The 26,954-nt window shown below is 34.3% G+C and carries 23 protein-coding genes and 1 pseudogene; 21 read left to right on the forward strand and 3 right to left on the reverse strand.

The window, feature by feature from the left end; translation table 11 throughout:
* Positions 1–14: 14 nt before the first annotated feature.
* A pseudogene (locus DN393_RS02450) lies at positions 15–209 on the forward strand (hypothetical protein).
* Positions 210–323: 114 nt separating this feature from the next.
* A complete protein-coding gene (locus tag DN393_RS02455) occupies positions 324–872 on the forward strand; it encodes a cysteine hydrolase family protein (protein ID WP_098102801.1) in 549 nt (182 codons plus the stop codon).
* Positions 873–907: 35 nt separating this feature from the next.
* On the opposite strand, the gene DN393_RS02460 is transcribed toward DN393_RS02455, so the two are convergent.
* Entirely contained in the window at positions 908–1,357 is a 450-nt protein-coding gene (locus DN393_RS02460; RefSeq protein ID WP_098102802.1) for an NUDIX hydrolase, read from the reverse strand.
* Positions 1,358–1,611: 254 nt separating this feature from the next.
* Here DN393_RS02460 and DN393_RS02465 point away from each other — a divergent pair, with 254 nt between their 5' ends.
* The 5 genes from DN393_RS02465 to adhP all read left to right on the forward strand — a co-directional run bounded on the left by DN393_RS02465 (position 1,612) and on the right by adhP (position 6,891).
* Entirely contained in the window at positions 1,612–2,505 is an 894-nt protein-coding gene (locus tag DN393_RS02465) for a mechanosensitive ion channel family protein (protein ID WP_064477351.1), read from the forward strand.
* Between the two features lie 158 nt (positions 2,506–2,663).
* Positions 2,664–3,782: a GAF domain-containing sensor histidine kinase gene (locus DN393_RS02470; RefSeq protein WP_149173296.1), complete on the forward strand. Its 1,119-nt coding sequence runs from the start codon at positions 2,664–2,666 to the stop codon at positions 3,780–3,782.
* A 14-nt stretch (positions 3,783–3,796) separates the two neighbouring features.
* Positions 3,797–4,444, forward strand: a complete 648-nt coding sequence (locus DN393_RS02475; protein ID WP_064477349.1) for a response regulator — start codon at positions 3,797–3,799, stop codon at positions 4,442–4,444.
* 192 nt (positions 4,445–4,636) lie between these two features.
* Positions 4,637–5,491, forward strand: coding sequence for a MurR/RpiR family transcriptional regulator (locus tag DN393_RS02480; protein ID WP_048563126.1), 855 nt, complete (start codon positions 4,637–4,639; stop codon positions 5,489–5,491).
* Between the two features lie 362 nt (positions 5,492–5,853).
* Positions 5,854–6,891: an alcohol dehydrogenase AdhP gene (adhP, locus tag DN393_RS02485; protein ID WP_064477348.1), complete on the forward strand. Its 1,038-nt coding sequence runs from the start codon at positions 5,854–5,856 to the stop codon at positions 6,889–6,891.
* A gap of 140 nt (positions 6,892–7,031) precedes the next feature.
* Here the strand turns inward: adhP and DN393_RS02490 are convergent, their stop codons facing one another.
* A complete protein-coding gene (locus DN393_RS02490) occupies positions 7,032–8,051 on the reverse strand; it encodes an ABC transporter permease (protein ID WP_000836586.1) in 1,020 nt (339 codons plus the stop codon).
* Complete coding sequence (locus tag DN393_RS02495; protein WP_149173297.1) at positions 8,048–8,950, reverse strand: ABC transporter permease subunit; 903 nt, start codon at positions 8,948–8,950, stop codon at positions 8,048–8,050. Before DN393_RS02495 ends, DN393_RS02490 begins: the two co-directional genes overlap by 4 nt.
* 512 nt (positions 8,951–9,462) lie before the next feature.
* Between DN393_RS02495 and gntK the strand changes: the two genes are divergently transcribed.
* From gntK to DN393_RS02565, 14 genes are all read left to right on the forward strand, one after another.
* Positions 9,463–11,001, forward strand: coding sequence for a gluconokinase (gene gntK, locus DN393_RS02500; protein ID WP_088046801.1), 1,539 nt, complete (start codon positions 9,463–9,465; stop codon positions 10,999–11,001).
* A gap of 14 nt (positions 11,002–11,015) precedes the next feature.
* Positions 11,016–12,365 (forward strand): GntP family permease, encoded by a 1,350-nt coding sequence (locus DN393_RS02505; RefSeq protein ID WP_149173298.1) that lies wholly within the window; start codon positions 11,016–11,018, stop codon positions 12,363–12,365.
* An 18-nt stretch (positions 12,366–12,383) separates the two neighbouring features.
* Entirely contained in the window at positions 12,384–13,280 is an 897-nt protein-coding gene (gene gnd, locus DN393_RS02510; protein ID WP_064477345.1) for a phosphogluconate dehydrogenase (NAD(+)-dependent, decarboxylating), read from the forward strand.
* Between the two features lie 270 nt (positions 13,281–13,550).
* Positions 13,551–14,771, forward strand: coding sequence for a tetratricopeptide repeat-containing glycosyltransferase (locus DN393_RS02515; protein WP_064477344.1), 1,221 nt, complete (start codon positions 13,551–13,553; stop codon positions 14,769–14,771).
* A gap of 34 nt (positions 14,772–14,805) precedes the next feature.
* A complete protein-coding gene (locus tag DN393_RS02520) occupies positions 14,806–15,960 on the forward strand; it encodes a CgeB family protein (RefSeq protein WP_064477343.1) in 1,155 nt (384 codons plus the stop codon).
* 146 nt (positions 15,961–16,106) lie between these two features.
* The gene (locus DN393_RS02525) at positions 16,107–16,643 is read left to right on the forward strand and encodes an NADPH-dependent FMN reductase (RefSeq protein WP_046955699.1); all 537 of its coding nucleotides are present in this window, start codon (positions 16,107–16,109) and stop codon (positions 16,641–16,643) included.
* Position 16,644: 1 nt separating this feature from the next.
* Positions 16,645–17,874: an MFS transporter gene (locus DN393_RS02530; RefSeq protein ID WP_088046803.1), complete on the forward strand. Its 1,230-nt coding sequence runs from the start codon at positions 16,645–16,647 to the stop codon at positions 17,872–17,874.
* 201 nt (positions 17,875–18,075) lie between these two features.
* Positions 18,076–18,633, forward strand: a complete 558-nt coding sequence (locus DN393_RS02535) for a YdcF family protein (protein ID WP_064477341.1) — start codon at positions 18,076–18,078, stop codon at positions 18,631–18,633.
* Between the two features lie 100 nt (positions 18,634–18,733).
* On the forward strand, positions 18,734–19,681 hold the full coding sequence (locus DN393_RS02540) for an ABC transporter ATP-binding protein (RefSeq protein WP_064477340.1): 948 nt from the start codon (positions 18,734–18,736) through the stop codon (positions 19,679–19,681).
* Positions 19,682–19,684: 3 nt separating this feature from the next.
* Positions 19,685–21,196 carry an ABC transporter permease/substrate-binding protein gene (locus tag DN393_RS02545; protein WP_048563114.1) on the forward strand — a complete coding sequence of 504 codons (1,512 nt, stop codon included), beginning with the start codon at positions 19,685–19,687 and terminating at the stop codon, positions 21,194–21,196.
* Positions 21,197–21,409: 213 nt separating this feature from the next.
* Positions 21,410–22,837 (forward strand): basic amino acid/polyamine antiporter, encoded by a 1,428-nt coding sequence (locus DN393_RS02550; RefSeq protein WP_000129472.1) that lies wholly within the window; start codon positions 21,410–21,412, stop codon positions 22,835–22,837.
* A gap of 75 nt (positions 22,838–22,912) precedes the next feature.
* Positions 22,913–23,173 carry a hypothetical protein gene (locus DN393_RS02555; protein ID WP_064477339.1) on the forward strand — a complete coding sequence of 87 codons (261 nt, stop codon included), beginning with the start codon at positions 22,913–22,915 and terminating at the stop codon, positions 23,171–23,173.
* Positions 23,174–23,279: 106 nt separating this feature from the next.
* A complete protein-coding gene (locus DN393_RS02560; protein ID WP_064477338.1) occupies positions 23,280–25,100 on the forward strand; it encodes an AAA family ATPase in 1,821 nt (606 codons plus the stop codon).
* Complete coding sequence (locus DN393_RS02565; RefSeq protein ID WP_064477337.1) at positions 25,090–26,940, forward strand: hypothetical protein; 1,851 nt, start codon at positions 25,090–25,092, stop codon at positions 26,938–26,940. Before DN393_RS02560 ends, DN393_RS02565 begins: the two co-directional genes overlap by 11 nt.
* Positions 26,941–26,954: the final 14 nt, after the last annotated feature.

Raw genomic sequence — 26,954 nt, forward strand, 5'->3', positions numbered from 1 at the left:
CACTTGTTTCTACTATGACAGAGAAAGAGGCTGAAGATGTGAATCGGTGTATTTGTATCGTCTTTATTCGTATAACGATGTCATTAATTTGGTTTACGATACAAGAAGTAATTCAAATTACGCTCAATTAACAAATTCATGATTTGTTAAAAGGAGCTATTTGTTTTACCATTGTTTATCTATCATATGATAAACTCAGATTAAAGTAAGTTTTGAGGGAAATATGTAGGTGTTTCATTTGAAATGTCGAATAGTACATACGATGTCGTAATAACAAATTTTCTATTGTTTACTGTGAAACAGAAGAAGGGGAGATAGTAGTTATGAAACGAGCGCTTATTAATATTGATTATACATATGATTTTGTAGCTGAAAAAGGTGCTTTAACATGCGGGAAACCAGGACAAGAAATTGAGAAGGAAATTGTCCATATAACGAAGCAATATATTGAAAATGGAGATTACGTTGTCTTTGCGATTGATAAACACGAAGAAAACGATGTATACCATCCAGAATCAAAGTTATTCCCGCCTCATAACATAGCTGGTACAAATGGGAGAGATTTGTTTGGTGAATTACAAGAAGTGTACGAAACATATAAAAATGCAGAGAATGTATATTATATGGATAAAACACGATATAGTGCATTTGCAGGAACAGACTTAGAAATGAAGTTACGAGAAAGAGGAATAGAAGAAGTTCATCTTGTAGGTGTTTGTACTGATATTTGTGTTCTTCACACAGCAGTAGACGCTTATAATAAAGGATTTAAAATCGTAGTTTATAAAAAGGCAGTTGCATCTTTTAATGCGCAAGGACATGAATTTGCACTTGGACATTTTAAGTCATGCTTACATGCAGAAGTGAAGTGAAAAAAAGAGGCCTTTAAAAAGGTCTCTTTTTTCGTTTAAATTGTGACGACGTTTTGCTCGATTAGTTTTTTTATGAATGGACTAATTTTTTCTGGTAATCCATTTAAATTAAAAAATTGTACATGCAATGATTCAAACCCATCAGCTTTTAACGTACCACCTGTAATATTTTTGCAAAGGTATGCGATTGTTATAGGGTAAAATTCATCTCCGTTCGGTAATTTCACAAAAAATTCTTTTCCGGAAAATACATGTATTAACTGTAAAGTTCCTATTTTAATCCCTGTTTCTTCAAGAACTTCACGTCTTCCGGCTTCTTCTGTTGATTCACCAAGTTCAACAAATCCACCGGGAACACCCCAAACACCATTTCGCCTTTGTTGTAGTAATATTTGTCCTTGTTCATTGAAAACAGCTACAGCAACGCCAGCTAGATTGAGTGGTCTTGATCCAATAATTTCTCTTAGTTCTTCGATATAGCCCATTGTTAGTTAACCTCCGCGAGTCAAAATATTTTCAAATGAACAATTCGGCGTTGTGTTAATATTCCCCTTTTTGTTTAGGTAAGTATTGAGGTCTTAACATAAAGGCATTTATAAAAAATTCTATTGTTATCTCCCTTTAGATAATAAAAAAGGGTATATTTATAGAAGAAAGTGTAACAAGTTTTAAGGAAATCAAAAGGTATGACAATAAATTAGTTTTTCATGAAATTTTCATTAGTTAAGGGTGTGGATGGATGAGTGTATTAACGTATACTGAAGAATTTTTTAATTATGTAAGAGAGTTTTTACTTTTAAGATTTTTACTATTTGCTTTAGTTTTAATCATTATCTCTTTTGTAATCAACCGAATTATTGATTGGTTTTTTAGGAAATCAAGTTTTTTTGATGAAGAGGTAGAGCAAACGATTCAAAGTGTGATTCGATCTATTTTTAGATATATCATTATCATCAGTCTAATCATATATTTAATTAGCCAATTTGTAGATATAAAAAGTATCATTGCAGGTGCAGGGATAGCGGGAGTTGTTATTGGTTTTGCTGCACAACAGATGTTAAAAGATGTTATATTAGGCTTTGCGAGATTAGCGGACAAAGAGTTTCGTGTTGGCGATTTTGTTACTTTTAACGGAACAAATTCAGGAACAATTGAGGAAATTAGTATTCGTTTTATGCAAATTCGTGAATGGTCAGGAAAACTCCTTACGATACCACACGGAGAGATTAGGACGATACAAAATTTTAATAAAGGATGGATGCGCGTAATTGAACGGATTACGGTAAGCTATCAGGAAGACCCTACAAGAGTTAAGGAATTGTTAGAAGAAGTTTGTGTTAACTGCAATGAAAAATTCGCTCCAAATCTTTATAAAGTAGAAGATGAAGCTGTGGAACCGTTTAAATACGTTGGTGTTACAGATTTAAATCCGAATCTTAAATACGTTGGATATGAATTTTGTATTACAGGTTTAATAAAGCCGGAAGATTATTTTGAAATTTCTAGACAAGTAAGATTTGAATTAATGTCTATGTTCCATAAGAATCAAGTGCAAATGCCATCAGCAAATATGTTCATTACTACTGAAAGTATACAGCATGCCCATGGTGGACAATCTTTATCGGACAGCTAAAATAGAATAGTTTGTTAACAAAAATCTAGCTTCCAACATTGGATAGAAAAACAATAATAAAATGATTAAAATAAAGAAAGAACTGAAGGAATTCAGTTCTTTCTTTATTTGTAGAATTTAGAAATTTCTTAATGTTATAATGATAGATGGTGATGAAAATGAACTTTGAAGAAAAAGAGATGTATCGTTTAGAAGCATTAAAAGCAATTGCAGAATTATTAAATGAAGCAACAGACTTACAAGACATGTTAGAAAAAGTGTTACATACATTGTTACAAGTTATGAATTTACAAACAGGGTGGATTTTTTTTATTGATGAAAGTGGAAAGCACCGTATGCTTGTAGATGAAAACTTACCGCCAGCTCTTACGTGGCAAGAGAAGAAGCCAATGTGTGGAGGAGACTGTTGGTGTGTAGAGCGCTTTGTGAATGGCAGATTGGAAAAAGCGACAAATATTATTGAATGTAAGCGAATAGAGGATGCGATTGAATGTAATTGGGGAGAGACCGAAGATGTTACGCATCATGCGACAATTCCCCTTAGGTCTGGATCGGAGAAATTTGGTCTATTAAATGTGGCCTCGCCTCAAAAAACACATTTTTCAGAGGAAGAATTAGCATTATTAGAATCGATTGCATTTCAAATAGGAACGACAATACAACGTATTCAGTTAGTGGAGAAAGAACGTAAATATGTAGTGGTAGCTGAAAGAAATCGATTAGCTCGTGATTTACATGATTCAGTAAAACAATTGTTATTTTCTATTATGCTAACAGCAAAAGGTACTTTAAATATGACGCAAGATAGAGACTTGCAAGAGATGTTGAGCTATATTGGAGAATTATCACAGGAAGCATTACAAGAAATGACACTTTTAATTTGGCAATTAAGACCGGAAGGATTAGAGAAAGGTTTAGCAGATGCGATTAAAAATTATGGTAAGTTGTTAGGGATTCACGTGGAAGTTCGAATTGATGGAATGGTTTCAATTGGAGATGAAATAGAAGAAGTTTTATGGCGTATTAGTCAAGAAGCAATACATAATTGTAAAAAACACGCTTTATGTGAAAAAGTAAATATTCTTTTGAAAATAGAAAATAATCAGTTGTATTTTTACATAGAGGATAACGGAATAGGATTTATACAAGATCACGTAAGAGAGTCAGCGCTCGGTTTAAAAAGTATGAAGGAACGTATTCAGTTAATGAGGGGATCATTTCAAATAAAAACTGAGCTGAAAAAGGGTACGAAAATTGAAATTCAATTGCCGGTTTAAAGGGGAGAAGAAGATTGAAGATTAAATTACTACTAGTTGAGGATCATCATATCGTTCGAAGAGGACTTGTATTCTTTTTAAAAACGAGAGAAGAATTTGAAATAGTTGGGGAAGCAGAAAATGGTGAAGAGGCATTAACATTCATTCAAACGGAAAGACCAGATGTAGTATTAATGGATCTATCAATGCCGAAGATGGATGGTATAGAAGCAACAAAACGGATAAAAAAATATGATGAAACAATAAAGATACTTATATTAAGCAGTTTTTCAGAGCAAGACTATGTTTTACCAGCACTGGAAGCTGGAGCAGATGGTTATCAATTAAAAGAAGTACAACCTGAGCAACTTGTTGCTTCTATCATTGCAGTACATCAAGGAAATGCGAATTTTCATCCGAAAGTAACACCGGCACTATTAGGACGGTCAGCAGAAAAGAAAGAAAAAGAAAACCCTTTTTCCATGTTAACGAAAAGAGAGCAAGAAGTACTTCGTGAAATCGCGAAAGGGCGAAGTAATAAAGAAATTGCAGCAGAGCTTCATATTACAGAACAGACTGTGAAAACACATGTTTCAAATGTTTTAGCTAAATTGGAAGTAGATGATCGTACGCAAGCTGCATTATATGCGGTGAAGCATGGAGGAAATAATAAATATGAATAATTATGTACCATGTAACGACAGAATACATAGGAGTATTTAAAATTTATCAAGCTATTTGCGGGCTTATAATCAGTGGGAGATGTACAATACTCTCACTGATTAAAGTTTCAATTTATAGTAGTGCCAAATAAAGGTTTTTCTTCTTTCGATAATTAGGTACAATAAAGCTACGATGGAAGGGGAAGATATGCTATGCCAGGTACAAGAAGTGGGATTGGTAAGATTCAGGCTTCGTTAAACGGTTTATCACCGAAATTGCGAAGTATTGCCGAACATATATTGAAACATCCACAAGATGTTGTACATAAATCTATTACAGAATTAGCTGAAGTTACGAATAGTTCTGAAGCTACGATATTCCGCTTATGTAAGCACCTTGGTTTTCAAGGTTTTCAAGATTTAAAGATTACATTAGCTCGTGAAATTGTACATACTCCGATGCAAAATATTCATGAAGAAGTATCGGCGGAAGATAGTATGGTAACTGTTGCTAAAAAAGTTTTTCATTCGCATATTACAGGACTGCAAGATACATTACATTTGCTAAATGATACAGCGCTAGAGCAAGCCGTAAAGGTATTACAAGACGCAAGTCGTATTGAGTTTTATGGAAATGGTGGTTCTGGTATTATTGCGATGGATGCATATCATAAATTTATGAGAACGGGTATTTCTTGTATTGCTCATACAGATTCACATTTTCAAATTATGGGTGCGGGTTTACTTACTAAAGAAGCAGTGGTCATTGCAATTTCTCATTCTGGTAGCAATAAAGGGTTACTGGAAGCGTTAGAAGTAGCAAAAGCAAGGGGTGCTAGCATTATTGCAATTACGAGCTATCAGAAATCAGCATTAAGTCAACTTGCTGATATTACATTATATACTTCAACACGTGAGACGGAATTCCGCACAGAAGCAAGTTCATCAAGATTAGCACAGTTAAGTTTATTAGATACTTTGTACGTTGGGTTATCGTTACAACGCCAAGAAGAGACGTTGCAAAATTTACAAAGTATACGTGAAACAATTTCGATGAAACGAATATAAAAAGTCCTTCAGTTGAAGGGCTTTTTATATTGGCCAATAGTCTTTTGTGAAAATTTGATGATTATAATTTCCTGTTTTAAAAAATCTTTATTAATTGAGTCTCATACTCCGCACATTGAATTCTAATAAGCTTATATATGGATGAAATTTCAGTTTTCCTTCAAATATAGTAAGAAAACATTTGGTTAATAATTCAAATATTGTTCAATATTTAACAATAGGCTTTTAAAATTACATGTTATGATGAACATGTAATGATGATTGAACACTTAAATTTGGCATAATGATTAGCCGAACCAGTGAAGACAGAAGTTGTGAGATGAACTCATTAAAATTCTAAAACACTAAAGGGGAGATCACATATGAAAGCAGTAGTAGTTAATAAAAATAGTAAAGCAAACATTGAAGTTATTGAAAAGGAATTACGTCCGTTACACTCAGGTGAAGCGCTAGTAGATGTAGAGTATTGTGGGGTTTGTCATACTGATTTACACGTTGCAAATCATGATTTTGGAAACACAGATGGCCGTATTCTTGGTCATGAGGGTGTAGGTATTGTTACGAAAATTGCTGATGATGTAACTTCACTAAAGGTAGGTGACCGTGTAAGTATTGCATGGATGTTCCAATCTTGTGGACGTTGTGAATATTGCGTAACAGGTAGAGAAACATTTTGCCGTGAAGTTAAGAACGCTGGTTATTCAGTAGATGGTGGTATGGCAGAACAATGTATCGTTACAGCTGATTATGCGGTGAAAGTACCAGAAGGATTAGATCCTGCTCAAGCATCATCAATCACATGTGCGGGCGTAACTACATATAAAGCGATAAAAGTATCAGACATTAAACCTGGTCAACCTATCGTCATCTATGGTTGTGGTGGATTAGGTAACCTAGCTATCCAATATGCTAAAAACGTATTTGGTGCAAAGGTAATTGCAGTAGATATTAATGACGATAAATTAGCGTTAGCAAAAGAGGTTGGTGCGGATATGACTATCAATCCAATTTCTCAAGGTCCTGCTGATAAGATTGTTCAAGATGAGTTTGGTGGTGCTTATGCTGCTGTAGTAACAGCCGTTTCTAAAGTAGCATTCAACTCAGCAGTTGATGCAGTACGTGCTTGTGGTAAAGTCGTTGCAGTAGGTTTACCAGTAGAAACTATGGATTTAAACATTCCGCGACTTGTACTAGATGGAATTGAAGTAGTTGGTTCTCTAGTCGGTACTCGTAAAGACTTAGAAGAGGCATTCATGTTCGGTGCAGAAGGAAAAGTAGTGCCGGTTGTTCAAACTTGTTCTCTAGATAAAGTACAAAATGTATTCGAAGAAATGGAAGAAGGTAGAATTCAAGGACGTATGGTAATCGATTTTAAACAGCATAATTGTGATTGCAAATAATTCACTTTAAATATAAAAAGCATGAGTCTAGCTAAAGACATGTAAAAAAGTTAGACAGCAGAAAGAAGATGATCCCTGCATTCAACAGGAATCATCTTCTTTTCATTCCACTACTATCAATGTCGACTAACGAGAAAGGATTAAAGGTTCACTTTATCTACAAACGAAAAAGAATCTTTACTTTTAACAAATTTTTTATGATTTGGAACGGTTTGAATTGCTACAACTTGCGAATCTCTTGCTTTCAGTGCATCTTGAATCCCGATTGTCATAAGCTTAATAAATAGAATCGTAATAAAGAATGAAACGAGAGTATACAAAATAATCCACCATGAAATATTCATTTCATAACGATTTAATCCAATAAGGCCTGCCCAATCATTCGATAGAGAAACAGGTTTGAGTACTCCGTCATAGAGTTCACGCATTTGTATCCCACCAATTATAATATCAAGCAACGCTAAATGGATAACGAGTATGAGAGTTTGGACGATATGTTCCATAAATAAAACAAATAAGCGGTCAAGTAATAAGACTCGTAAGTGTTTTTTGATAATATGAAAACGGCTAGCACCCAGTAATTGTGAACTTAAAATATAATCTTGTTTCATAAATTCATCAACCTCTGAGGATATATATAAAGAAAGTGTAGGCAGAGCGACGAAAATAAGTACAAGTACTTGATAAAATGCAAATGAAATATTTGGATCTAATCTATCAGCATTTGATATGATTACAATATTAACGGGCGTGATGAGTATAAATGCGATAAATAAAGTAGGAATATAGTAAAACACTTCTGAGCATGCCTGGAAAAATCTCTTGAATTTTGGAGCATATAAACTTAAGAGAATTCCTATACATGTTCCGAATAAAATTCGAAAGAAGCTAATTGCCACAGCTAATAAGATAGTGAATTTTGCTCCTTCTATAATTTGTAAGAAAACAGACTCTCCAAAACGATCAGATCCAAAAGGCGGTATTAACGATGGTGGAAAGGGGGCCTTTCCAAGTAATTCGTTATTGTCATTGTAAAGTAACTGAGGAGGTTTTGGGATGTTATCTTTAAAGAACCAACTATAAATAAAACTAGCTGAAACAAGTATGAATAAATAAGTAAAGCCGATTAAAAAGCGTTTTGATTTCCAAATAGATTTCATAAAGCTGCTCCTTTCAATTGCTTTTGCCATCTATTCATCATGAAAGAGATTATTTGAAAAACGGCATAAAACGGTAAGATAATCATGACAAGTATGATAAATGCAGCTGGAGGTGAAATAAACGCCTTTTTAAATAAAAATTGAATAATGCCTTGCATATTAAAAACAAATTCTAAAATAAATAAGTTAGAAAGTAAGAAAACAAAAATCGTTTTTAAATGGTGGAAGAAGTGGATAGATATATTTTTGAATAAATGAATGCATAGTATATAACTTGATGAAAACCCTTTTCCATATGCAACCTCTACGTAATGTTTTCCATGTTCTTCTTTTATGTATAACACCATCATCCGAAACATTTGTAATGTAGGTAAGACAGCTAAAGATAAAATAGGGAGTAAATAAGCTCGATTTTCATTAAAAGAAATAATGGTGACAGGTAATTCCCCGAATTTCCGCAGTAACCATATGAAAAATATTTGTAAACAAATCATCATCATCATATCAGGGACAGCTTCTAATATGAACACAATTCGGTTTATCCATTTTTTTATATAATCTTTTGCTAAAAAATAAAAAAATGCCATGCTAGATGAGATAAAGAGCGCAAGCAAAAAGGCTACAAATAATATAATAAACGAATATAGGTAAGGTTCTAAAACAGTTGGAAATAATGGTGTTGTTTTTAAATGACCAAACTTTGGGTCTGATCCTATAACCAACAATGATTCAGGTGAGAAAACCTGTTTTAACATAGTAACGATCTGGTTAAAAAAATAAATTGGTTGAAAGGTGAATCCTTGTTGAGTGATAAATAAATAAGGTAAATTTAATAATAGTAACAGTGATAAAAGAATGGATGAAAGCTTAATTGTGAATTGAGATATTTTATGTAACATTAAATCCCTCCGACATCTTTTTACAACATTATACAATAATGTCTAAAATATTGTTTTATTTTTCTGAAAAATATAAATACTATTTGATTTTATAGCATGGAACATATATTTACAAGTTAATAAAGTGATAGTAGGATACGCGCTCTAAGACTATTAAGAGAAAAGTACGAGAGAACTTAATACAATAAAAACGAGCAAAATGCACAAAGTTTCCATTGAGGAGGTAGTTGCTGTACAACTCCTTTTTCATGCAAATAAGTAGAATGTATGGAAGGAGTATATATGTGTTGTTAATAAAAGAAAAAGAGTGTGTTGCGCAACGAATAGAACGCAACTTTACCGCAGGGAAAAGCTAAATTTAGTATGTAAGTGAAATGGAATGAGGGGATTTATTTTTTGTGATGAAAAAAATTTTCTTTTTAAAACTTGATTAATGAAAAAATATTTTATATACTAATTCATGTAAACGGTTTACTAGTTCGTATTTTACTAGAAACGAAGGGAAGATTCGCATGGAAACAAGGGGGAGAGTAATCGGGATTGATATCGGTACCACAAGTACAAAAACGGTTGTGTTCACAGAAAAAGGAAAAGTCGTTGCATCACATGCAGTTGATTATCCAATTATTCAACCGAACGTCGGATGGGCTGAGCAAGATCCTGATGTAATATGTGCTGCTGTATACAAAACTGTAAGCGTTGCCATTGAAAAAGGTAACGTGTTACCAGAAGATATTTCGTCAATCGGTATTAGTACAGCGATGCACTCATTAATTGCAGTAGATGAAAACAGTACGCCATTAACGCGTTCTATCATTTGGGCAGATAATCGAAGTACGAAGCAATCAGAAAAATTATTACAACATATGAATGGGCATGAAATTTATAGACGAACGGGTACACCAGTTCATCCGATGTCGCCGCTTTCTAAATTATTGTGGATGAAAGAGGAAGAGCCAGAATTATATAGGAGCGCTTATAAATTTATTTCCATTAAAGAATATGTTATTTATCAATTATTTTCACGCTACGTAGTGGATTATTCAATTGCATCTGCTACTGGGTTATTTAATTTAGAAACATTAAACTGGGATGAAGATGTTTTAACGATGTTACATATGTCACCAGAACAATTATCAACACCTGTGCCAACTACATATATTTTATCGGGTATGAAACCTGAATTAGCACAGAAGATGGGCATTCGTGAAGATACGCCAGTTGTTATTGGTGCAAGTGATGGTGTTCTTGCGAATGTAGGCGTTGGGGCAATATCGCCTGGCTCAGCTGCAATTACAATTGGTACAAGTGGTGCAGTTCGAACAATTTCATCAAGTGTTAATACAGATGAAAAAGGAAGAACGTTTTGTTATGCATTAACAGACGAGCACTGGGTGATTGGCGGACCAACGAATAACGGCGGAATATTACTGAGATGGTTACGTGATGAATTTGGTAGCCCGGAACAAGAAGTTGCAAGGAAGCTTGGCATTGATCCGTATGATTTATTAATTAAGTATGCGGAAAGTGTACCAGCTGGAGCGGGTGGATTGCTATTTTTACCGTTTCTATCTGGAGAACGTGCACCTTACTGGAATGCAAATGCTCGTGGTACATTCTTTGGAATAAACCTTCAGCATAAACGAGAACATTTTATACGTGCAGTCATGGAAGGTGTTTGTATGAGCGTATATTCTGTTGCACTCGCAATCAGGGATTGTACAGGGCCACTTACTGAAATACGCGTTTCAGGAGGTTTTGCGAAATCTGCATTTTGGAGACAAATGTTATCCGATATGATGGGAAAAGAATTGCTTGTTCCTGAAAGTCATGAAGCATCTGCGCTTGGGGCAGCGGCAGTTGCTTTATATGCTGTAGGAAAAATTGATTCTCTTGAAGAGGTAAAGGATTGGATTGATATTGTTCATCATCATGTACCGAATAAAGAAAATACGGCTATATATTTAGAAATGTTTTATATGTATGAACGACTTTACAATCGCTTGAAAGAAGAATTTGATTGTATAGCTGCTTTCCAACGTAAACAATAGGGGGATTGGGAGAAATGGTAGTTGGAATCGTACTAGCGGCAGTTGTCATACTACTTTTACTTATTACGGTAGTAAAATGGCATCCGTTTGTCGCGTTAATATTAACAGCAATTGGTGTAGGGCTAGCAATGGGAATGCCATTGATTGGAACTTCACCAAAAGATCCAGGGATTATCGATTCTATTAAACTAGGGCTTGGTAATACGTTAGGGTTTTTAGCGATAGTTTTAGCATTAGGAACGATGCTTGGAAAAATGATGGCCGAATCTGGCGGTGCTGAACGAATTGCTACCACATTAATAGATCGTTTTGGGAAGAAACGTGTTCACTGGGCGATGATGTTCGTTGCATTTTTAGTAGGGATTCCAGTATTTTTCCAAGTTGGATTTGTACTACTAATTCCATTAGTATTTACAATTGCGTTAGAAACAGGGGTATCGCTTATTACAATTGGTATTCCACTAGTAGCAGGACTATCTGTTGTACACGGACTCGTTCCACCGCATCCGGCAGCGATGGCAGCGGTAGGTATTTTTAAAGCAGATGTAGGGAAAACAATTTTATATGCATTAATTGTCGGACTTCCAACTGCAATCATTTCAGGTCCGCTTTACGGGAAATGGATCGGTGCTCGTATACATAAAGAAGTACCATTAGATATAGCGGAGCAATTTATTGAAAGAGATAAGAAGAAGGAACTTCCTAGTTTCGGAAATACATTGTTTACTATTTTACTTCCAGTATTTCTTATGCTAGGTGCATCGATTGCGGAAGTAGGGCTAAGCAAAACAAGTCAACTTGCACAAGTATTGCACTTCATTGGAGATCCAATAGTCGCGTTATTAATTGCAACGATATATTCTTTCTTTAGTCTTGGTTATGCAAAAGGTTTCTCAAAAGATAAAGTATTACAATTTACAAATGATTGTTTAGGGCCAATTGCGAACATACTGTTAGTTATTGGTGCAGGCGGTGCGTTTAATAAAGTATTATTAGATTCTGGAATTGGAACGACAATCGCAGAAATGGCGAAAGAATCTCATATTTCACCGATATTATTAGGTTGGGGAATTGCGGCACTTATCCGAATTGCGACTGGATCTGCTACAGTTTCTATGATGACAGCAACTGGAATTGTAGCACCGATTGCAGCAAGTACACCAGGTGTAAATGTTGAACTACTAGCACTTGCAACAGGTGCAGGTTCATTAATTTTATCACATGTAAATGATTCTGGGTTTTGGATGATTAAAGAGTATTTCGGAATGACTGTGAAAGAAACATTATTAACATGGACTGCAATGGAGACAATATTATCTGTTGTAGCACTTGGGCTAATTTCATTATTAAATATATTTGTATAGAATGGGAGATTGATTAATATGAAACTAGGTTTAATTGGATTAGGAAAAATGGGATTCCCATTAGCAGAACATTTATATGAAGACAATCATGAAGTAGTTGTATATGACGTTAATAAAGAACTTGTTGAAAAAGCAGGGGCTTTAGGGATTACTGCTCGTCATACATTAAAAGAAATGATTGCTGAACTAGAAGCTCCTCGTAAAATTTGGGTAATGGTACCTGCGGGAGAAGTTGTTGAATCGGTACTAAAAGATGTATATCCATTATTAGAAGAAGGCGATATCGTTATTGAAGGCGGAAATTCATTCTATAAAGATACGTTACGCCGTGCTGAAGAAGCGGAAAGCTTTGGTTTACATTACGTAGATATCGGTACATCAGGCGGTGTAGAAGGAGCTAGATACGGTGCTTGCTTAATGGTTGGTGGAGAAAAAGAAATTTACGATCAATTAGAACCTTTATTTAAAGATTTAGCAGTAGAGAATGGGTATTCGTATGCTGGTCGCGTCGGAAGTGGTCATTTCTTAAAAATGGTTCATAACGGTATTGAATACGGTATGATGCAAGCAATCGCTGAAGGCTTTGAAGTGTTAGATAAAAGTGATTTTGATTTCAATTATGAAGATGTTGCAAAAGTATGGGCAAACGGATCGGTTATCCGCGGTTGGTTAATGGACTTAACTGAAAAGGCATTTGCAGATGATCCAAAACTAGATGGCATAAAAGGTGTGATGAACTCTTCAGGAGAAGGGAAATGGACTGTGGAAACGGCACTTGAACTTCAAGCGGCAGCGCCGGTAATTGCAATGTCATTATTTATGCGCTACCGTTCTCAAGAAGATGATACATTCCACGGAAAAGTAGTTTCAGCTCTTCGTAATCAGTTCGGTGGACATGAAGTTGTGAAAAAATAGGAAATGATTTTTGAAAGAAACTTGTGCAAAGGCGCAAGTTTCTTTTTTATAGTGTAAGAAATTTCTAAATTGAAAATACCAATCAATCATTATTTATTTGTACTGGATGTATCAAATATATAGTGAAGCATGAAAGATGTCCCAACATAAAAATAAGAATAAATAAAATGAAATTTTCATAAATAGTAAAAGGATGATTATGTCATCAATGTAGCTATGAAGTGGTGTTACATATGAAAAGAGCGTGTTAATAAAATATGAGGTGGTTAAATGGGAAATGAGCAAGTGAAGAATGCAGGGAAAGAAAAAAAGTTATGTCTTTGTATGATTGTTAAAAACGAGTCTAGAATTATGGAAAGATGTTTAAATGCTACAAAATCAATTGTAGACTTTGTTTCTATTTGTGATACGGGATCAACTGATCATACACCCGAAATTATTGAAAATTGGTGTAAAGAAAATGAAATCCCAGGAACAGTTCATCATGAACCATTTAAAAACTTTGGTTATAACAGAAGTTTAGCTGTTTCATTGGCACAAAAAACATATCCAGAAGCAGATTATTTATTAATATTAGATGCAGATATGATATTAGAAGTTAATCCTGAGTTTGATAAGACTAGTTTAACGGAAGACCATTATCTTACATTGCAATATGATATTCATATTAAGTATTGGCTTACACGCCTTTTGAAAGCTTCTTTACCATGGAAATCTGTCGGTGTTACTCATGAGTATTGGGATATAGATCGTTCCAAAGTTGGTGCGAATTACAATACGAGAGTAGCAAGGTTAGAGACGCTTGTCGTTAACGACCCTGGTGATGGTGGTAGTAAAGCTGATAAATTTGAGAGAGATGAGAGATTATTGTTAGAAGGGATTAATGATCCAGAAACAACGCCTGATTTGCATATAAGATATTTATTTTATTTAGCCCAAACTTATTTTCATTTAAGTCAATTTGAAGATTCGATTAAATGGTACAAAAAAAGAGTGGAAGCAGGGGGATGGGTTGAAGAAGTTTTCTATTCGTTATTGCGAATAGGATTTTGTTATGAACAATTAGCAAACCGTTCGGCAAATCAGCAACATGAAGTAACAGAAGCGGAAGAAAAAGAAACTATGAAGAAGCAAGAAGAACAATATACAGCATTAGCAATTCTTTATTTTCAAAAAGCGTGGGAATACCGACCAACTAGAGCTGAACCATTATACCAACTTGCAAGAATGTATCGATTAAAATCTCAAAATAATATTGCTTTGATGTATGCCTTGCAAGGGAAGGAAGTTCCTTTTCCGAATAATGATCTTCTATTTGTAGATTACCATGTGTATGATTACTTATTTGACTATGAGATTTCTATAAGTGCTTTTTATATACCGCATAAAAAACATTTAGGTGCAGTGTCACAAAAATTTTTGGAATCGAAAAAAGAAGAGTTACCGTTGCATATAGCAAATATGGTAGAAAGTAATGCGAAATTTTATTAAATACAATTTCGGTTAAAGGAGTAGTGGAGTAATAATGGAATTAATACGATGGGCGCTAGAACTAGGAGAATCTGTGCATGGAAATACGTATGAAGAATTGATGCCACTACTAGATTATTATTATGATCGTGATCATTTAAAAGCGTATTGTATTGCAAATCTGCTTTTAGACATGGACGTAGCAGATGAGCATCGGCAAAGGATTGAATTAAGAAGGTGCATTGCTGCTTATTATGCTGGATTATATAAAGTAGCAAAAAAACATGCAAATGAGCTTTTACTTAAATATCCGGATGTGGATTTGTATAAAAATAATTTAAGGCTAATGGAAGCTTATTTGAATAAAGAATATGATTATTGTCTTTTTATATGCCCAAAGACGTATGGTAGTTTCATAGATGTCGCGCGAGCTTTGAAATGGCGATTGGAGCAGGAGGGAAATACAGCAATTATTTCAGAAACAATACTAGAAAATGTGAAAAATACAATTGTTTTTGGAGCGCATACATATGCACATAACCCGAATCTACTTCCGAAAAATGCAATTATTTATAATTTAGAACAGCTATATGAAGGAAGCCCTTATGCGCACCCCCTTTATTTAATGTTATTAAAAGATAAGGAAATTTGGGATTATAGTAAACAAAATATAGCATGGTTAAAACAAAAAGGTGTAGGAAAAGAAATAAGACATATAGGAATGAACTATGCCCCAACTTTGGAAATAAAAAAAGATGCATTTGAAGATGAGGTAACTGAAGACATCGATATACTGTTTATAGGTGCTCTTAATCCGAGGCGGCAAGCTATTTTAGATCAATTAAAAGCAGTTGCCCCCAATTTAAATATTGTTTTTAAAAATAATGCGTGGGGAATTGTTAGAAATGAGTTGATCGCTAGGTCTAAAATTATATTAAATATTCATTTTTACTTATCAGGAATTCTTGAAACACCTCGAGTTTCTTATGCGGTGGCAAATAAGAAATTTATTATTTCGGAAAATAGTAATCCAGAGGACGAGATAGAGTGGCCAGGAATTGTGTTTACTCCATACGAAAAAATAATAGAAAATATTATGAAATATGTAGCTTTACCAGAAGAGCGTATTAAATTAGCAGAAAAAGCGTATAACCATTTTGAAGCGAAAGGAAACATTGGCATACTGTGTCATAAAGAGGAGGAAAAGTAATTGTGAAGAACTCATACTTTCGTATGAGTTCTTTTTTTCGTCTATCATACTATTTTATCAAGCTAGTTCCCTCTTTATATTGTGTTTTGTATAGAAATTTCTGATAATATATAAGTATAACTGAAAAACAAAGGAGAGAAATAATTATGAAACTAGTCGTTATTAACGGTACTCCAAGAAAATTCGGTAGAACTCGTGTGGTGGCGAAATATATTGCTGATCAATTTGAAGGGGAGTTATACGATTTATCAGTAGAGGAACTGCCTTTATATAACGGGGAAGAATCACAACGTGAATTAGAAGCGGTAAAAAAATTAAAGGCATTAGTGAAAACTGCAGACGGTGTAGTACTATGTACACCTGAATATCATAATGCAATGAGTGGGGCGTTGAAAAATTCGTTAGATTACTTAAGCAGTAGTGAATTTGTTCATAAACCTGTCGCATTACTTGCAGTTGCTGGAGGCGGTAAAGGTGGCATTAACGCATTAAACAATATGCGTATTGTTGCTAGAGGGGTGTACGCAAATGCAATCCCAAAACAAGTTGTGCTTGATGGACTTCATGTACAAGACGGTGAACTTGGAGAAGATGCAAAACCATTAATTCATGATTTAGTTAAAGAATTAAAAGCATATATGAGCGTATATAAAGAGGTGAAAAAACAACTAGGAGTTGAGTGATATGTCATCTCTGTATAAAGATTCACGCTTGTATTTCATTCTAGGGGCCAATAGTCTATCAGCTATTGGCTCCGGTATTGTTATGATAACGATTCCGTGGTTGTTAATTAAAGAGAATGGAGGAGAGACAACGTTTGGTTATGTCTCCATCATCGCAACTCTTATTATGTTTTTATTAACACCGTTTATCGGGCAGAGTATTGATCGTTTTTCAAGAAAATCTTTATTATTATGTAATGAAGGTATTGGGATAGTCATTATAGGGATGATGGCTATATGGGGATTTACTGGGCAACCTTATCATTCTATTCACTATATTCTTATATATATAGCAGGGTCATTTTACTATTTATTATTTTATCCTACAATATTTGCGTTTAACCAAGAGATATTTCAAGCAGAACATTATAAAAATTTAAGTGGAACAATGGAAATACAAGGACAGTTAACTCAAGTTATTTCAGGAGCGGCTGCTAGCTTCCTTATTGAAATCATTTCTTTAAAATGGATTTTGTTAGTAGATATGTTAACTTTTGCAGGAGCATTTTTCCTTTTCTTATGTATACCGTACGTAAAGAAAAAGGAAGTAAAAAGGAAAGTAACATTTAAGAAGCAATTGTTCGAAGGGATTCACTTTATGCAAAAGCGTCCGAAGTTCTTTTGGTTTTTACTGGCGACTTATATGCCGTTTATCGGTGTCATGATGGCAAATTATTTAATCCCGGTATATATTTCAGATCTATTAAAAGCCAGTGCCTCAGTATACGCAATAGAAGGTATGATGTACGGCGTCGGAGCGGTTCTTGCGGGAATAGGTATTCCAATTATGATGAAATATATAAAGATAGAAGTTTCAATCGTCATGACGATGCTCATTTATGTAATTTCAATTACCGCAATGATTATTGAACCTTCCGTAATGTTGTTATATGGACTTGCAATTTTTCATGCAATTGGCAATGCAGGTACAAGAGTGGCAAGAAATGTATTGATGATGGAGGAAATTCCAAACGAAGTAATGGGACGTGTAGACAGCTTATTTCGATTAATTGGTACAGGAATACGAATTGTATTATTAATGCTGTTTACAGCTGGTGTATCTAAAACTGGGGTAATGCTCCCTTTTTACGTATTAAGCTGCATATTGATTTTTTCATTAGGAATCGCAATTTATTATGTACTTTCACAACGTAAAGTAGGGACGAACGTTTCAAATAAATCAATCGTATAAAGTGAAACTTTATACCGTGGGGGTTCTGTTCACCCCTCACCAATCGGGCTTTTACGGGCAGCCCGAATCCCACCTAACTTCTTTGCTTTCGCTGAATTTTGAGTTGGGGGTCTTACTGCCCAGCAAATAGCGGGATAAAAAATACTTCTGCCTCCCTATCTTTTTCTATATAATAAAAAGAAAGGGAGTGCAAACTTATTTATGAACAAATGGATATTGCTTATAATCTTATTACTACCGCCACTATACATTCTTTATATGACGTTTCGAATGAAGAAAGTTGCTCGTGAAAAATTGAGTAATCACTCTCCATACGTTCTTATATTAGGCGCAAAGTTATTTGGAGATAGACCGTCTTTATCTCTTCAAAACCGTTTGGATGTAGCGTTGGAATATTTATATTCCCATCCTGAAGCGAAAGTAATTGTTTCAGGTGGTCAAGGGGAAGATGAAGATATACCGGAAGCTCATAGTATGAGAAACTATTTAATGGTACATGGTATAGATGAGAATCGTATTTTAATAGAAGATCAATCTACAAATACGTATGAGAATGTAAAGTTTAGTATGGATTTATATGATGTGAAACATGCGGTAGTTGTAAGTAATACGTATCATTTATATAGAACGAAAATAATCGCAAAGCGTTTAGGCATGAAGATGGAGGCACTAGCTGCTGAAACACCAATGCGCTCTAAGAAAAAAATGTATGTACGTGAATATGCTGCAATAATGAAAACAATATTGTTCGACCGTTAGAGCTCAAATGTGGGCTCTTTTTTAATTATAAAGCGTATCATTTGAAATGAATGCCGTATTCCATCAAAATAAAGGAAACAACATTAAAGGAGCTGTATTTGTGATTCAATTTAATCATGTGTCAAAAGCGTATGAAGATGGCACGAAAGCAGTGGATTCATTGCATTTAGAAATTAATAAGGGAGAATTTTTTGTTCTCATTGGTCCGAGTGGTTGCGGGAAAACAACGACAATGAAAATGATTAACCGTTTAATTGAAACGACTGAAGGATCTATTTTAATCGATGGAAAAGATATTCAACAATATAATATTAATGAATTGCGTTGGAATATAGGATACGTATTGCAGCAAATCGCTTTGTTTCCGCATATGACAATTGCAGAAAACATTGCAGTTGTTCCTGAAATGAGAAAATGGAGCAAAGAAAAAATAAAAGCTCGTGTCGATGAGTTGCTACAGATGGTCGGGCTAGATCCAGACGTATATCGCGATCGTATGCCTGATGAATTGTCAGGAGGACAAAAGCAGCGCGTTGGTGTCGTAAGGGCATTAGCCGCAAACCCGAAAATCGTTCTTATGGATGAACCGTTTAGTGCGTTAGATCCATTAAGTAGGGAACAGCTTCAGAAGGATATCGTACAATTGCAAAAAAAGATTCAAAAAACAATTGTGTTCGTAACACATGATATGCAAGAAGCGTTATCGCTTGGAGATCGTATTTGTATTATGAAAGAAGGAAAAGTTGTTCAATTAGATACACCAGAAGGTATTATACATAATCCGAAAAATGAGTTTGTAGAGGAGTTCATTGGAAATCGTGGACGACCTTGGTATGAGGGGAAAAGTATAGAAGATGTATTACCACTTGATAAAAGTATGCGGATAGAAGGGGATGCACTATCATTGCATTCTTCTTTACAAGAAGCATTAATTCGTGTACGAGCTGACGAAGTCGTTCCAGTTGAAGAAAATGGTCAATATGTTGGAGCTTTAACAAGTCGTCATATTGTTAATTACATTGTTGAACAAATGAAGGAAAGAGGCTAAACAGTGACTGATTTTATACAAACGTTCCAAGAGCGAAAAATAGAATTACTAACTGCATTAAGTGAGCATTTACAAATATCGCTTATTTCACTATTTTTTGCAGTAATTATTGCGGTGCCACTTGGCATTTTATTAACGAGAAAACAACGAATGGCTGAATTTATAATAGGAACTTCTGCAGTTATGCAGACTGTCCCATCACTGGCATTACTCGGACTTTTAATTCCGTTAGTAGGAATTGGAAAACTTCCTGCCATTATTGCATTAGTTGTGTATGCACTATTACCTATTTTACGAAACACATATACAGGAATAAGGGAGTTAGATGAATCTTTAATCGAGGCAGCGAGAGCTATGGGGATGAATAGCTGGAGAAGACTGTGGAAGGTAGAACTTCCTCTTGCTTTACCAATTATTATGGCCGGTATTCGTACGGCGATGGTATTAATTGTTGGAACAGCTACATTAGCAGCTCTTATAGGTGCTGGTGGGCTCGGAAAACTCATATTACTTGGTATCGATCGAAATGATCATGCGCTTATCATTTTAGGGGCCGTACCAGCCGCGTTACTCGCTTTATTTTTTGATGTAGTACTTAGAGTGCTTGAGAGTCCAAAACGCTCCTCTAAGCGTATTATATTGACGATATGTATTACTTGTATAATGATTGCTTCTCCCTTTCTTTGGAACACACAAAAGAAAGATATTGTTATTGCCGGCAAACTTGGATCAGAACCTGAAATTTTAATTCAAATGTATAAGCAACTTATCGAACAAGATACCGATTTACACGTAGAATTAAAACCAGGTCTTGGAAAAACAGCATTTGTATTTGAAGCATTGAAATCAGGAGAAGTAGATATATACCCTGAATTTTCAGGAACAGCTTTATCTACTTTCGTGAAAGAAGAGCCAAAAAGTACAAATCGGGATGAAGTATATGAGCAGGCTCGCATTGGAATGGAAAAGAAATATAATATGGTTATGTTGAAGCCGATGGAGTATAACAATACATATGCACTAGCAATGCCGAAAAAAATAGCAGATCAAAATAATATAAATACAATTTCTGATTTAGGAAAAATGGCACAGGATGCCAAAGTAGGATTCACATTAGAATTTGCTGATCGTGAAGACGGTTATAAAGGAATGCAAAAATTATATAACTATAAGTTTTTAAATGTGAAAACGATGGAACCGAAACTACGTTATAGTGCAATTCAATCAGGGGATGTTAACGTAATCGATGCATATTCAACTGATAGTGAACTTGAGCAGTATGGACTGAAAGTGCTACAAGATGATAAAGGGTTATTCCCACCGTACCAAGGTGCACCATTATTAAGAAAAGAGACGTTACAGAAATATCCTGAACTTGAAAAAGTATTAAATACATTATCTGGGAAGATTACAGATGAAGAAATGCGAAAAATGAATTATGAAGTAAATGTGAATGGAAAAAGTAGTGAAGAAGTTGCGAAACAATTTTTACAAAAAGAGAATTTACTTCGTTAATTTTACAAGAAATATACAAATTTATATGTATGAAATGACCGTTCATTACAAAATGAACGGTTTTTTTGTGCATACTTATACATTTTTTCAAAAAAGTATTCCATTTTTCTTCATTTTCTTTTAGAATAAGTAATGTTTTCCTGAAAAAATATAAGAGAAACGTCTATTAGAGAAAAAGGTGACTTTAATAGTTGAACGAACATAACACCTAGAATGACAGATGGGGTGGTACAAATAGAAAAGAAGTTAGGTTTTTTTCCATTAATTGCATTAGTAGTCGGAACGATGGTTGGTGGCGGTGTTTTTAGTTTACCGCATGATTTAGCAGTAGGAGCGAATAGCGGCTCTATAATAATTGGTTGGTGTATTACAGCGATGGGAATGATTCCACTCGCGCTCGTATATCAAACGTTAGCAAGACAAAAACCGGAGCTTGAGGGCGGAATTTATAGTTATGCACGTGCTGGTTTCGGAGAATATATCGGATTTAACAGTGCTTGGGGATATTGGCTAGCAGGAATTTTAGGAAACGTTGCAACAATCATGTTACTGTTTAGTACATTAGGTTATTTCTTCCCCATTTTTAAAGGTGGAAATAATGTTGCGTCTATTGTTGGAGCGTCACTTTTATTATGGACACTTCATTTTCTAATTTTATTTGGAATTCGTGAAGCATCTATTATGAATGTTATTGCAACGATAGGGAAATTAGTTCCAATCGTATTATTTATTGTTGTAATGGTAACAGCATTTCGCTGGGATACGTTTACACATGATTTTTGGGGAGAAGGAACTATATCAGTTTCCTCTATACTTGGTCAAGTGAAAAATACAATGCTTGTAACTCTTTGGGTTTTCATTGGGGTTGAAGGAGCGGTTGTATTATCTGGTAGAGCGAAAAATAGCCGAGATGTTGGTAAAGCGACAGTACTTGGACTTATTTTAGTAATGTCTATTTATATTTTAATTTCTGTCTTGTCTATGGGAGCGATGACAAGAGGAGAGCTTTCCGTGTTAGAAACCCCATCAATGGGACATGTATTAGAACATGTTGTTGGGACATGGGGCGCAGTTGCGATTAACATTGGGTTAGTTGCTTCACTTGTAGGTACATTAATAGGCTGGTTTTTACTTGTTTCTGAAATTTCCCACGTAGCAGGAAAAGATGGCGTGTTTCCGAAAGTCTTTACGAAAACAAATAAAAAACAAACGCCACATATGGCATTATGGATTTCAAATTGCGTTGCCCAAATTATATTTATAATCGTTCTGTTTTCAGAATCAACATATCAAATTATGTATTTCATAGCTTCAACATCAATTTTAGTACCATATTTATTATCAGCGTTATTCCAATTCAAATTAGTTATTACAAACGAACTAAAAGATGCAAAAGTAAAAAACGGCTCGTTAGCTTTAATTGCTTCTATTTATTCTGTATGGCTTCTATATGCAGCAGGTTTGAAAAATTTATTACTTGTTTCAATCGTGTATGGAATCGGGATTATTGTTTACATGTATGCAAGAAAAGAAAAAGGAAATCGTTGTTTTAAAGGTATTGAGAGATATGTAATGTGGGCAATTGTTATCGCAGCTATCACATCACTTTATATGCTATTAACTGGAAATATAAAAATGTAAAAGTCCTTTTAAATAAAGGGCTTTTTTCTTTGTCTAGAGAATATTTAATACATAAGATATTCAGGAGGGATGAAAATGGAAGAAAAAAAACAGTTAACCAGAATTGTTGATTTAGCGAGTGAAGTAAGGAAAGTATTAGTGCAAGAATCCTTTTTTAATCATCATCCTGAACTACGAGGAGTGATTGAAAATTTAGCGAGTGCTGTAGAGAATTTGGCGGAATTACAGCAAAATACAGATGAAAACGCTGAAGATCGATTACGATATGTACTTGCTAAAATGAAAATTGCTCATAATGCCATTTTACAAGAGAAAAAAGCATTTCCATCTCATTAATATACGTTTTTATTTTGAACCTGGCGGATAACGTCAGGTTTTTTGTTTCTAGTTTTTCATTTCTTTCATACACTAAGAATAGTATGAAAAAAAGAAGGTGACGAAGGTGAAATTACATAAAGCTCTTCAGCCAAGTTTTATAAAAAGAATGTACTATATGAGGTTTATCGGAAAGTTTACAAAAGCAGAGAGAGAGAAGAATGGAGAGAATTTTTTTGTGCAATGCCTATCGCCAATACCATTCACGTTACAAGAGCAATTAAAAAATGAACCATACGTATTTGAAGGTTTATGTAGCAATAAAAAGAATGAAAAAGTCTTTTCGGAATTAAAGAAAAGAAAATTAGAAAAGCAATTGGTTATGTTTCGTCTCTATTATGAAAGAGGACATATATACGTGGAGTTAATTTGTGCGGAAGAACCACGAGAAATGGCCAATGGCTATAAAATGATTCCAGTACCTAAAGTTTCCGAATACAAAAAAGGAGAGTCTTTAGAAAGAAAACTTGGAAATGGCTATTTGTCATTTCTAATGCCAAAATATCCGAAAGACTTTGAGCCTCCCGAATTATTGTGGCACGATGGAAGGTTATATGGAAATATATCTTTAAAGTCATCATCAATTAGTTCAATCGCCTATTTTGAACAGCAGCGGGAATGTAAGTATATAGACTTAAATGACTGGATGAAGTATGTGGAAATAGCGGTAGAAGATCAATTGTATTTTGTAAGCAATCACATGTATGAGCAATTAAAAAAACGAATGACTGAAGAAGGTAAGCATGTAGAAGTAGAGGAAATAAAAGTGCACAAGGATGAATGGGAATGGGATGAGCGTGAATCCGTCTTTTTACAGTATGTAAAAAGTTTTGTACGTAATAAAGGGCTATATTTGGATGAAACGGACATTTATAATTTCCATATAAGTGCGAAAACAAATATGTTGACGATTCTAGGTGGTATACCAGGCGCTGGGAAATCCCGATTTGTGCAAGCTTATGCAGAAGCACTTGGATTACAGTATGGGGAAGAATTGGTTTGGATTCCGATTTCACCATCGTATCAAGAACCACATGATTTACTTGGTTACCTTCACCCAAATGGTACTTTTATTGAAAGTGAAACAAAATTAGTTAGGGCGTTAATGAAGGCAAAAGAAAATCAAAATCAACTATATATAATCGTTTTTGATGAAATGAATATGTCGCATATTGAGCATTGGTTTACTCCATTTCTATCTGTTCTTCAACTTGAAAAGCAAAACCGTATTCTAAATTTGTATGAAGGTGTACAAGAAAAAGAAAATCCAATTCCATCAACAATTGAAATTGGTGAAAATATTATATTTGTAGGTACAGTAAATTTTGATGAAACAACGAAAGAACTCTCAGATCGATTATTAGATCGGACGAATTTAATAACGTTACAAAAGATTCCGTTTTGTGAGATGTGTATGGAACAAGAGAAAATTGTATTACAACCACCTCTGAAAGTAACTGCAGGAGAATTTCGTATAAGCTGGGTCAGGAATAAAGCGATGATTGAGGTGTTTTCTGAAGAAGAGTTAGAACTATTAGATAAGTTACATGTTGTATTGTCATCACATGATATGTCAAAGGGAATTTCATTTCGATGTGCAAACGCAATCGCTACTTACTTGCAAAATATACCGTTCCAAAATAATCATTCCTATATGATCAGTAGAGAAGAGGGATTTGATTTACAAATCAAGCAACGTGTATTGACGAAAATAAGAGGGACTGAAATGATGGTTGGGTCTTTACTTTCTGAAGACGTAAAAAGGGGGGCAACATTACTACCTCTTTTGCAATCGCCACTTGCAAACAGAGTATCTACATTTGAACACTCTTTAGCATATATAAGAGAAAAGCGTAGAGAACTGGAGCTGTATGGCTATGCAAAATGAAGGGCGATATGAAACAGAAATCGTTGATACGAAAGAAACGCTCCCTTTTGTATTAAAGTTAATCATTGGAACTGAGGCAAAAGGGGAATATATTTTATTAAATCGTCTTTGTACATCTACTACAGAATTAGTTCAATGTATTTATAAAGTACAAGAATTAAAACCAATTAGATTGCATTACCATTATGAAAGTCCAATGAATATTACTTTTATATGGAATAAAGTATATGAGGGACAGAAAAATATAAAAGAGTCAAAATATGAAATAAATGAAAAAAAACAAAAGGTATTAATATATGAACATGGAAAAACGGAATTCTTTTATCCATGGCGTTGTGGATTATATCATTTTGAAGTGAATATAGAAGATAGAACGTATTATGGCGCATTTCAAATCGTTCCCAAAAATTTTTTTGATGATCAATTTGAAATGATTCAAAACTATGTAAAGTCAATTTTGAATGAGTTGATTTTAGATAGAGGTTATTATAAAAAGACTTTCTCTGCACTTAGTGATATTGAAGATTCTTCTTATTTAGTGTTACTTAGAAAGTTGCCGCAAAAAATGAAAAAGATAAAGCAAATTTTCAAGAAAATAGAATCGAGTTCAAAATTTATACATGAATATAAATGGGAAGAAAAGGAGCGGAAAGCGACGAGAAAAGGAGCCATAGTGGCGGAAAGAAAACCGTATGCAAAATATTATAATCGTAAGTTGATAGAACAAAAAAATAGTAAGGAAAATGCATTTCTTAAATTTAAAGCGATGCAATTTTATCTCTATTTACTTGAAGCGGAAAGTTTTTTGCGCCAAACAATTGAAATATTAGAAAGAGCAAAAAGGAAGAAATCAGAAGAATTTCAAGCTGTAAAAACGATTATACAAACAATTGAGCGTAATGGATCAGTGACCGATAGAGAGAAACAAAAATATAAAAATATACATTTACTAAAAGAGGCGGATTTGCGAAAAAGCTCTATGAAGATACAAGAATATAAAATATTAGCGCATTTTGTACATGAAAGTGTACAATACTTTCAAACTTTAATGCATTCTCCATTTTGGAGAGAAGTTTCCGAAACTGGTAACATGCACTCACATAATTTACCGATACCACATCAACAACTACTACAGCATTTAGATTTACTTCCACAATATACAGAACAATCTCCATCTTTATTATTTGTTTATAAACCAACATTTTTAGTGTATGAATATTACGCTTTTTTTATCGTTATTTCCATGTTAGAGCAAATTGGTTTTGAGGCTAGAAATTCCATTCGTGAACAAATTCAAGAACATTTTTATGTAGATGGATTACAGGATGGAACGACAGTAGTTTTACAACGAGATGATATTAGAGTACAAGTCGCATTTAATGATTTAATTGAAACTCATCCTCTTATTGCATTAAGTAAAGGGAGTAATTTTTATAATGGAGAAGATACGAAGAAGCCAGACATTCGCTTAGACTGTTATGTAAAGGAAGAAGGGAAATACGTATATCAATCTTCTATTATTATCGAAGTGAAGTATAGCCCCATGTACAATATTTTTCAGCACGTTGGAAATACGAAGGCAACTGAGCAAATGTATAAGTACTGGTCTATAAAATATGTAGAAGAACAGGATGGAAAGAGAGTCTATTATCGAAGGGCCATTTATGAAGTTATTTGTGTATATCCAGGAAGTCATATGCATAGTAAAAAAATTGAGTCTGGATGTGGTGTGTTCTTGCAATTATATCCATATAAAACGAAACAAGGGGAAGAGAAATTAGCCGGAAAACATGGAATGGTACAAATTTTTGAGAAGTGGTTAAAAAGCATGAAGAAGTAAAAAAATCCTTTTTT

The organism is Bacillus sp. BPN334 (genome assembly GCF_008368885.1).
Lineage (GTDB): Bacteria > Bacillota > Bacilli > Bacillales > Bacillaceae_G > Bacillus_A > Bacillus_A wiedmannii.

What these genes read in the sequence shown, in the direction of transcription:
- DN393_RS02455 (WP_098102801.1), top strand. Translation starts at nt 324, where the DNA reads ATGAAACGAGCGCTTATTAATATTGATTATACATATGATTTTGTAGCT.
- DN393_RS02460 (WP_098102802.1), bottom strand. Translation starts at nt 1,357, where the DNA reads ATGGGCTATATCGAAGAACTAAGAGAAATTATTGGATCAAGACCACTC.
- DN393_RS02465 (WP_064477351.1), top strand. Translation starts at nt 1,612, where the DNA reads ATGAGTGTATTAACGTATACTGAAGAATTTTTTAATTATGTAAGAGAG.
- DN393_RS02470 (WP_149173296.1), top strand. Translation starts at nt 2,664, where the DNA reads ATGAACTTTGAAGAAAAAGAGATGTATCGTTTAGAAGCATTAAAAGCA.
- DN393_RS02480 (WP_048563126.1), top strand. Translation starts at nt 4,637, where the DNA reads ATGCCAGGTACAAGAAGTGGGATTGGTAAGATTCAGGCTTCGTTAAAC.
- adhP (WP_064477348.1), top strand. Translation starts at nt 5,854, where the DNA reads ATGAAAGCAGTAGTAGTTAATAAAAATAGTAAAGCAAACATTGAAGTT.
- DN393_RS02490 (WP_000836586.1), bottom strand. Translation starts at nt 8,051, where the DNA reads ATGAAATCTATTTGGAAATCAAAACGCTTTTTAATCGGCTTTACTTAT.
- DN393_RS02495 (WP_149173297.1), bottom strand. Translation starts at nt 8,950, where the DNA reads ATGTTACATAAAATATCTCAATTCACAATTAAGCTTTCATCCATTCTT.
- gntK (WP_088046801.1), top strand. Translation starts at nt 9,463, where the DNA reads ATGGAAACAAGGGGGAGAGTAATCGGGATTGATATCGGTACCACAAGT.
- DN393_RS02505 (WP_149173298.1), top strand. Translation starts at nt 11,016, where the DNA reads ATGGTAGTTGGAATCGTACTAGCGGCAGTTGTCATACTACTTTTACTT.
- gnd (WP_064477345.1), top strand. Translation starts at nt 12,384, where the DNA reads ATGAAACTAGGTTTAATTGGATTAGGAAAAATGGGATTCCCATTAGCA.
- DN393_RS02515 (WP_064477344.1), top strand. Translation starts at nt 13,551, where the DNA reads ATGGGAAATGAGCAAGTGAAGAATGCAGGGAAAGAAAAAAAGTTATGT.
- DN393_RS02520 (WP_064477343.1), top strand. Translation starts at nt 14,806, where the DNA reads ATGGAATTAATACGATGGGCGCTAGAACTAGGAGAATCTGTGCATGGA.
- DN393_RS02525 (WP_046955699.1), top strand. Translation starts at nt 16,107, where the DNA reads ATGAAACTAGTCGTTATTAACGGTACTCCAAGAAAATTCGGTAGAACT.
- DN393_RS02530 (WP_088046803.1), top strand. Translation starts at nt 16,645, where the DNA reads ATGTCATCTCTGTATAAAGATTCACGCTTGTATTTCATTCTAGGGGCC.
- DN393_RS02535 (WP_064477341.1), top strand. Translation starts at nt 18,076, where the DNA reads ATGAACAAATGGATATTGCTTATAATCTTATTACTACCGCCACTATAC.
- DN393_RS02550 (WP_000129472.1), top strand. Translation starts at nt 21,410, where the DNA reads ATGACAGATGGGGTGGTACAAATAGAAAAGAAGTTAGGTTTTTTTCCA.
- DN393_RS02555 (WP_064477339.1), top strand. Translation starts at nt 22,913, where the DNA reads ATGGAAGAAAAAAAACAGTTAACCAGAATTGTTGATTTAGCGAGTGAA.
- DN393_RS02565 (WP_064477337.1), top strand. Translation starts at nt 25,090, where the DNA reads ATGCAAAATGAAGGGCGATATGAAACAGAAATCGTTGATACGAAAGAA.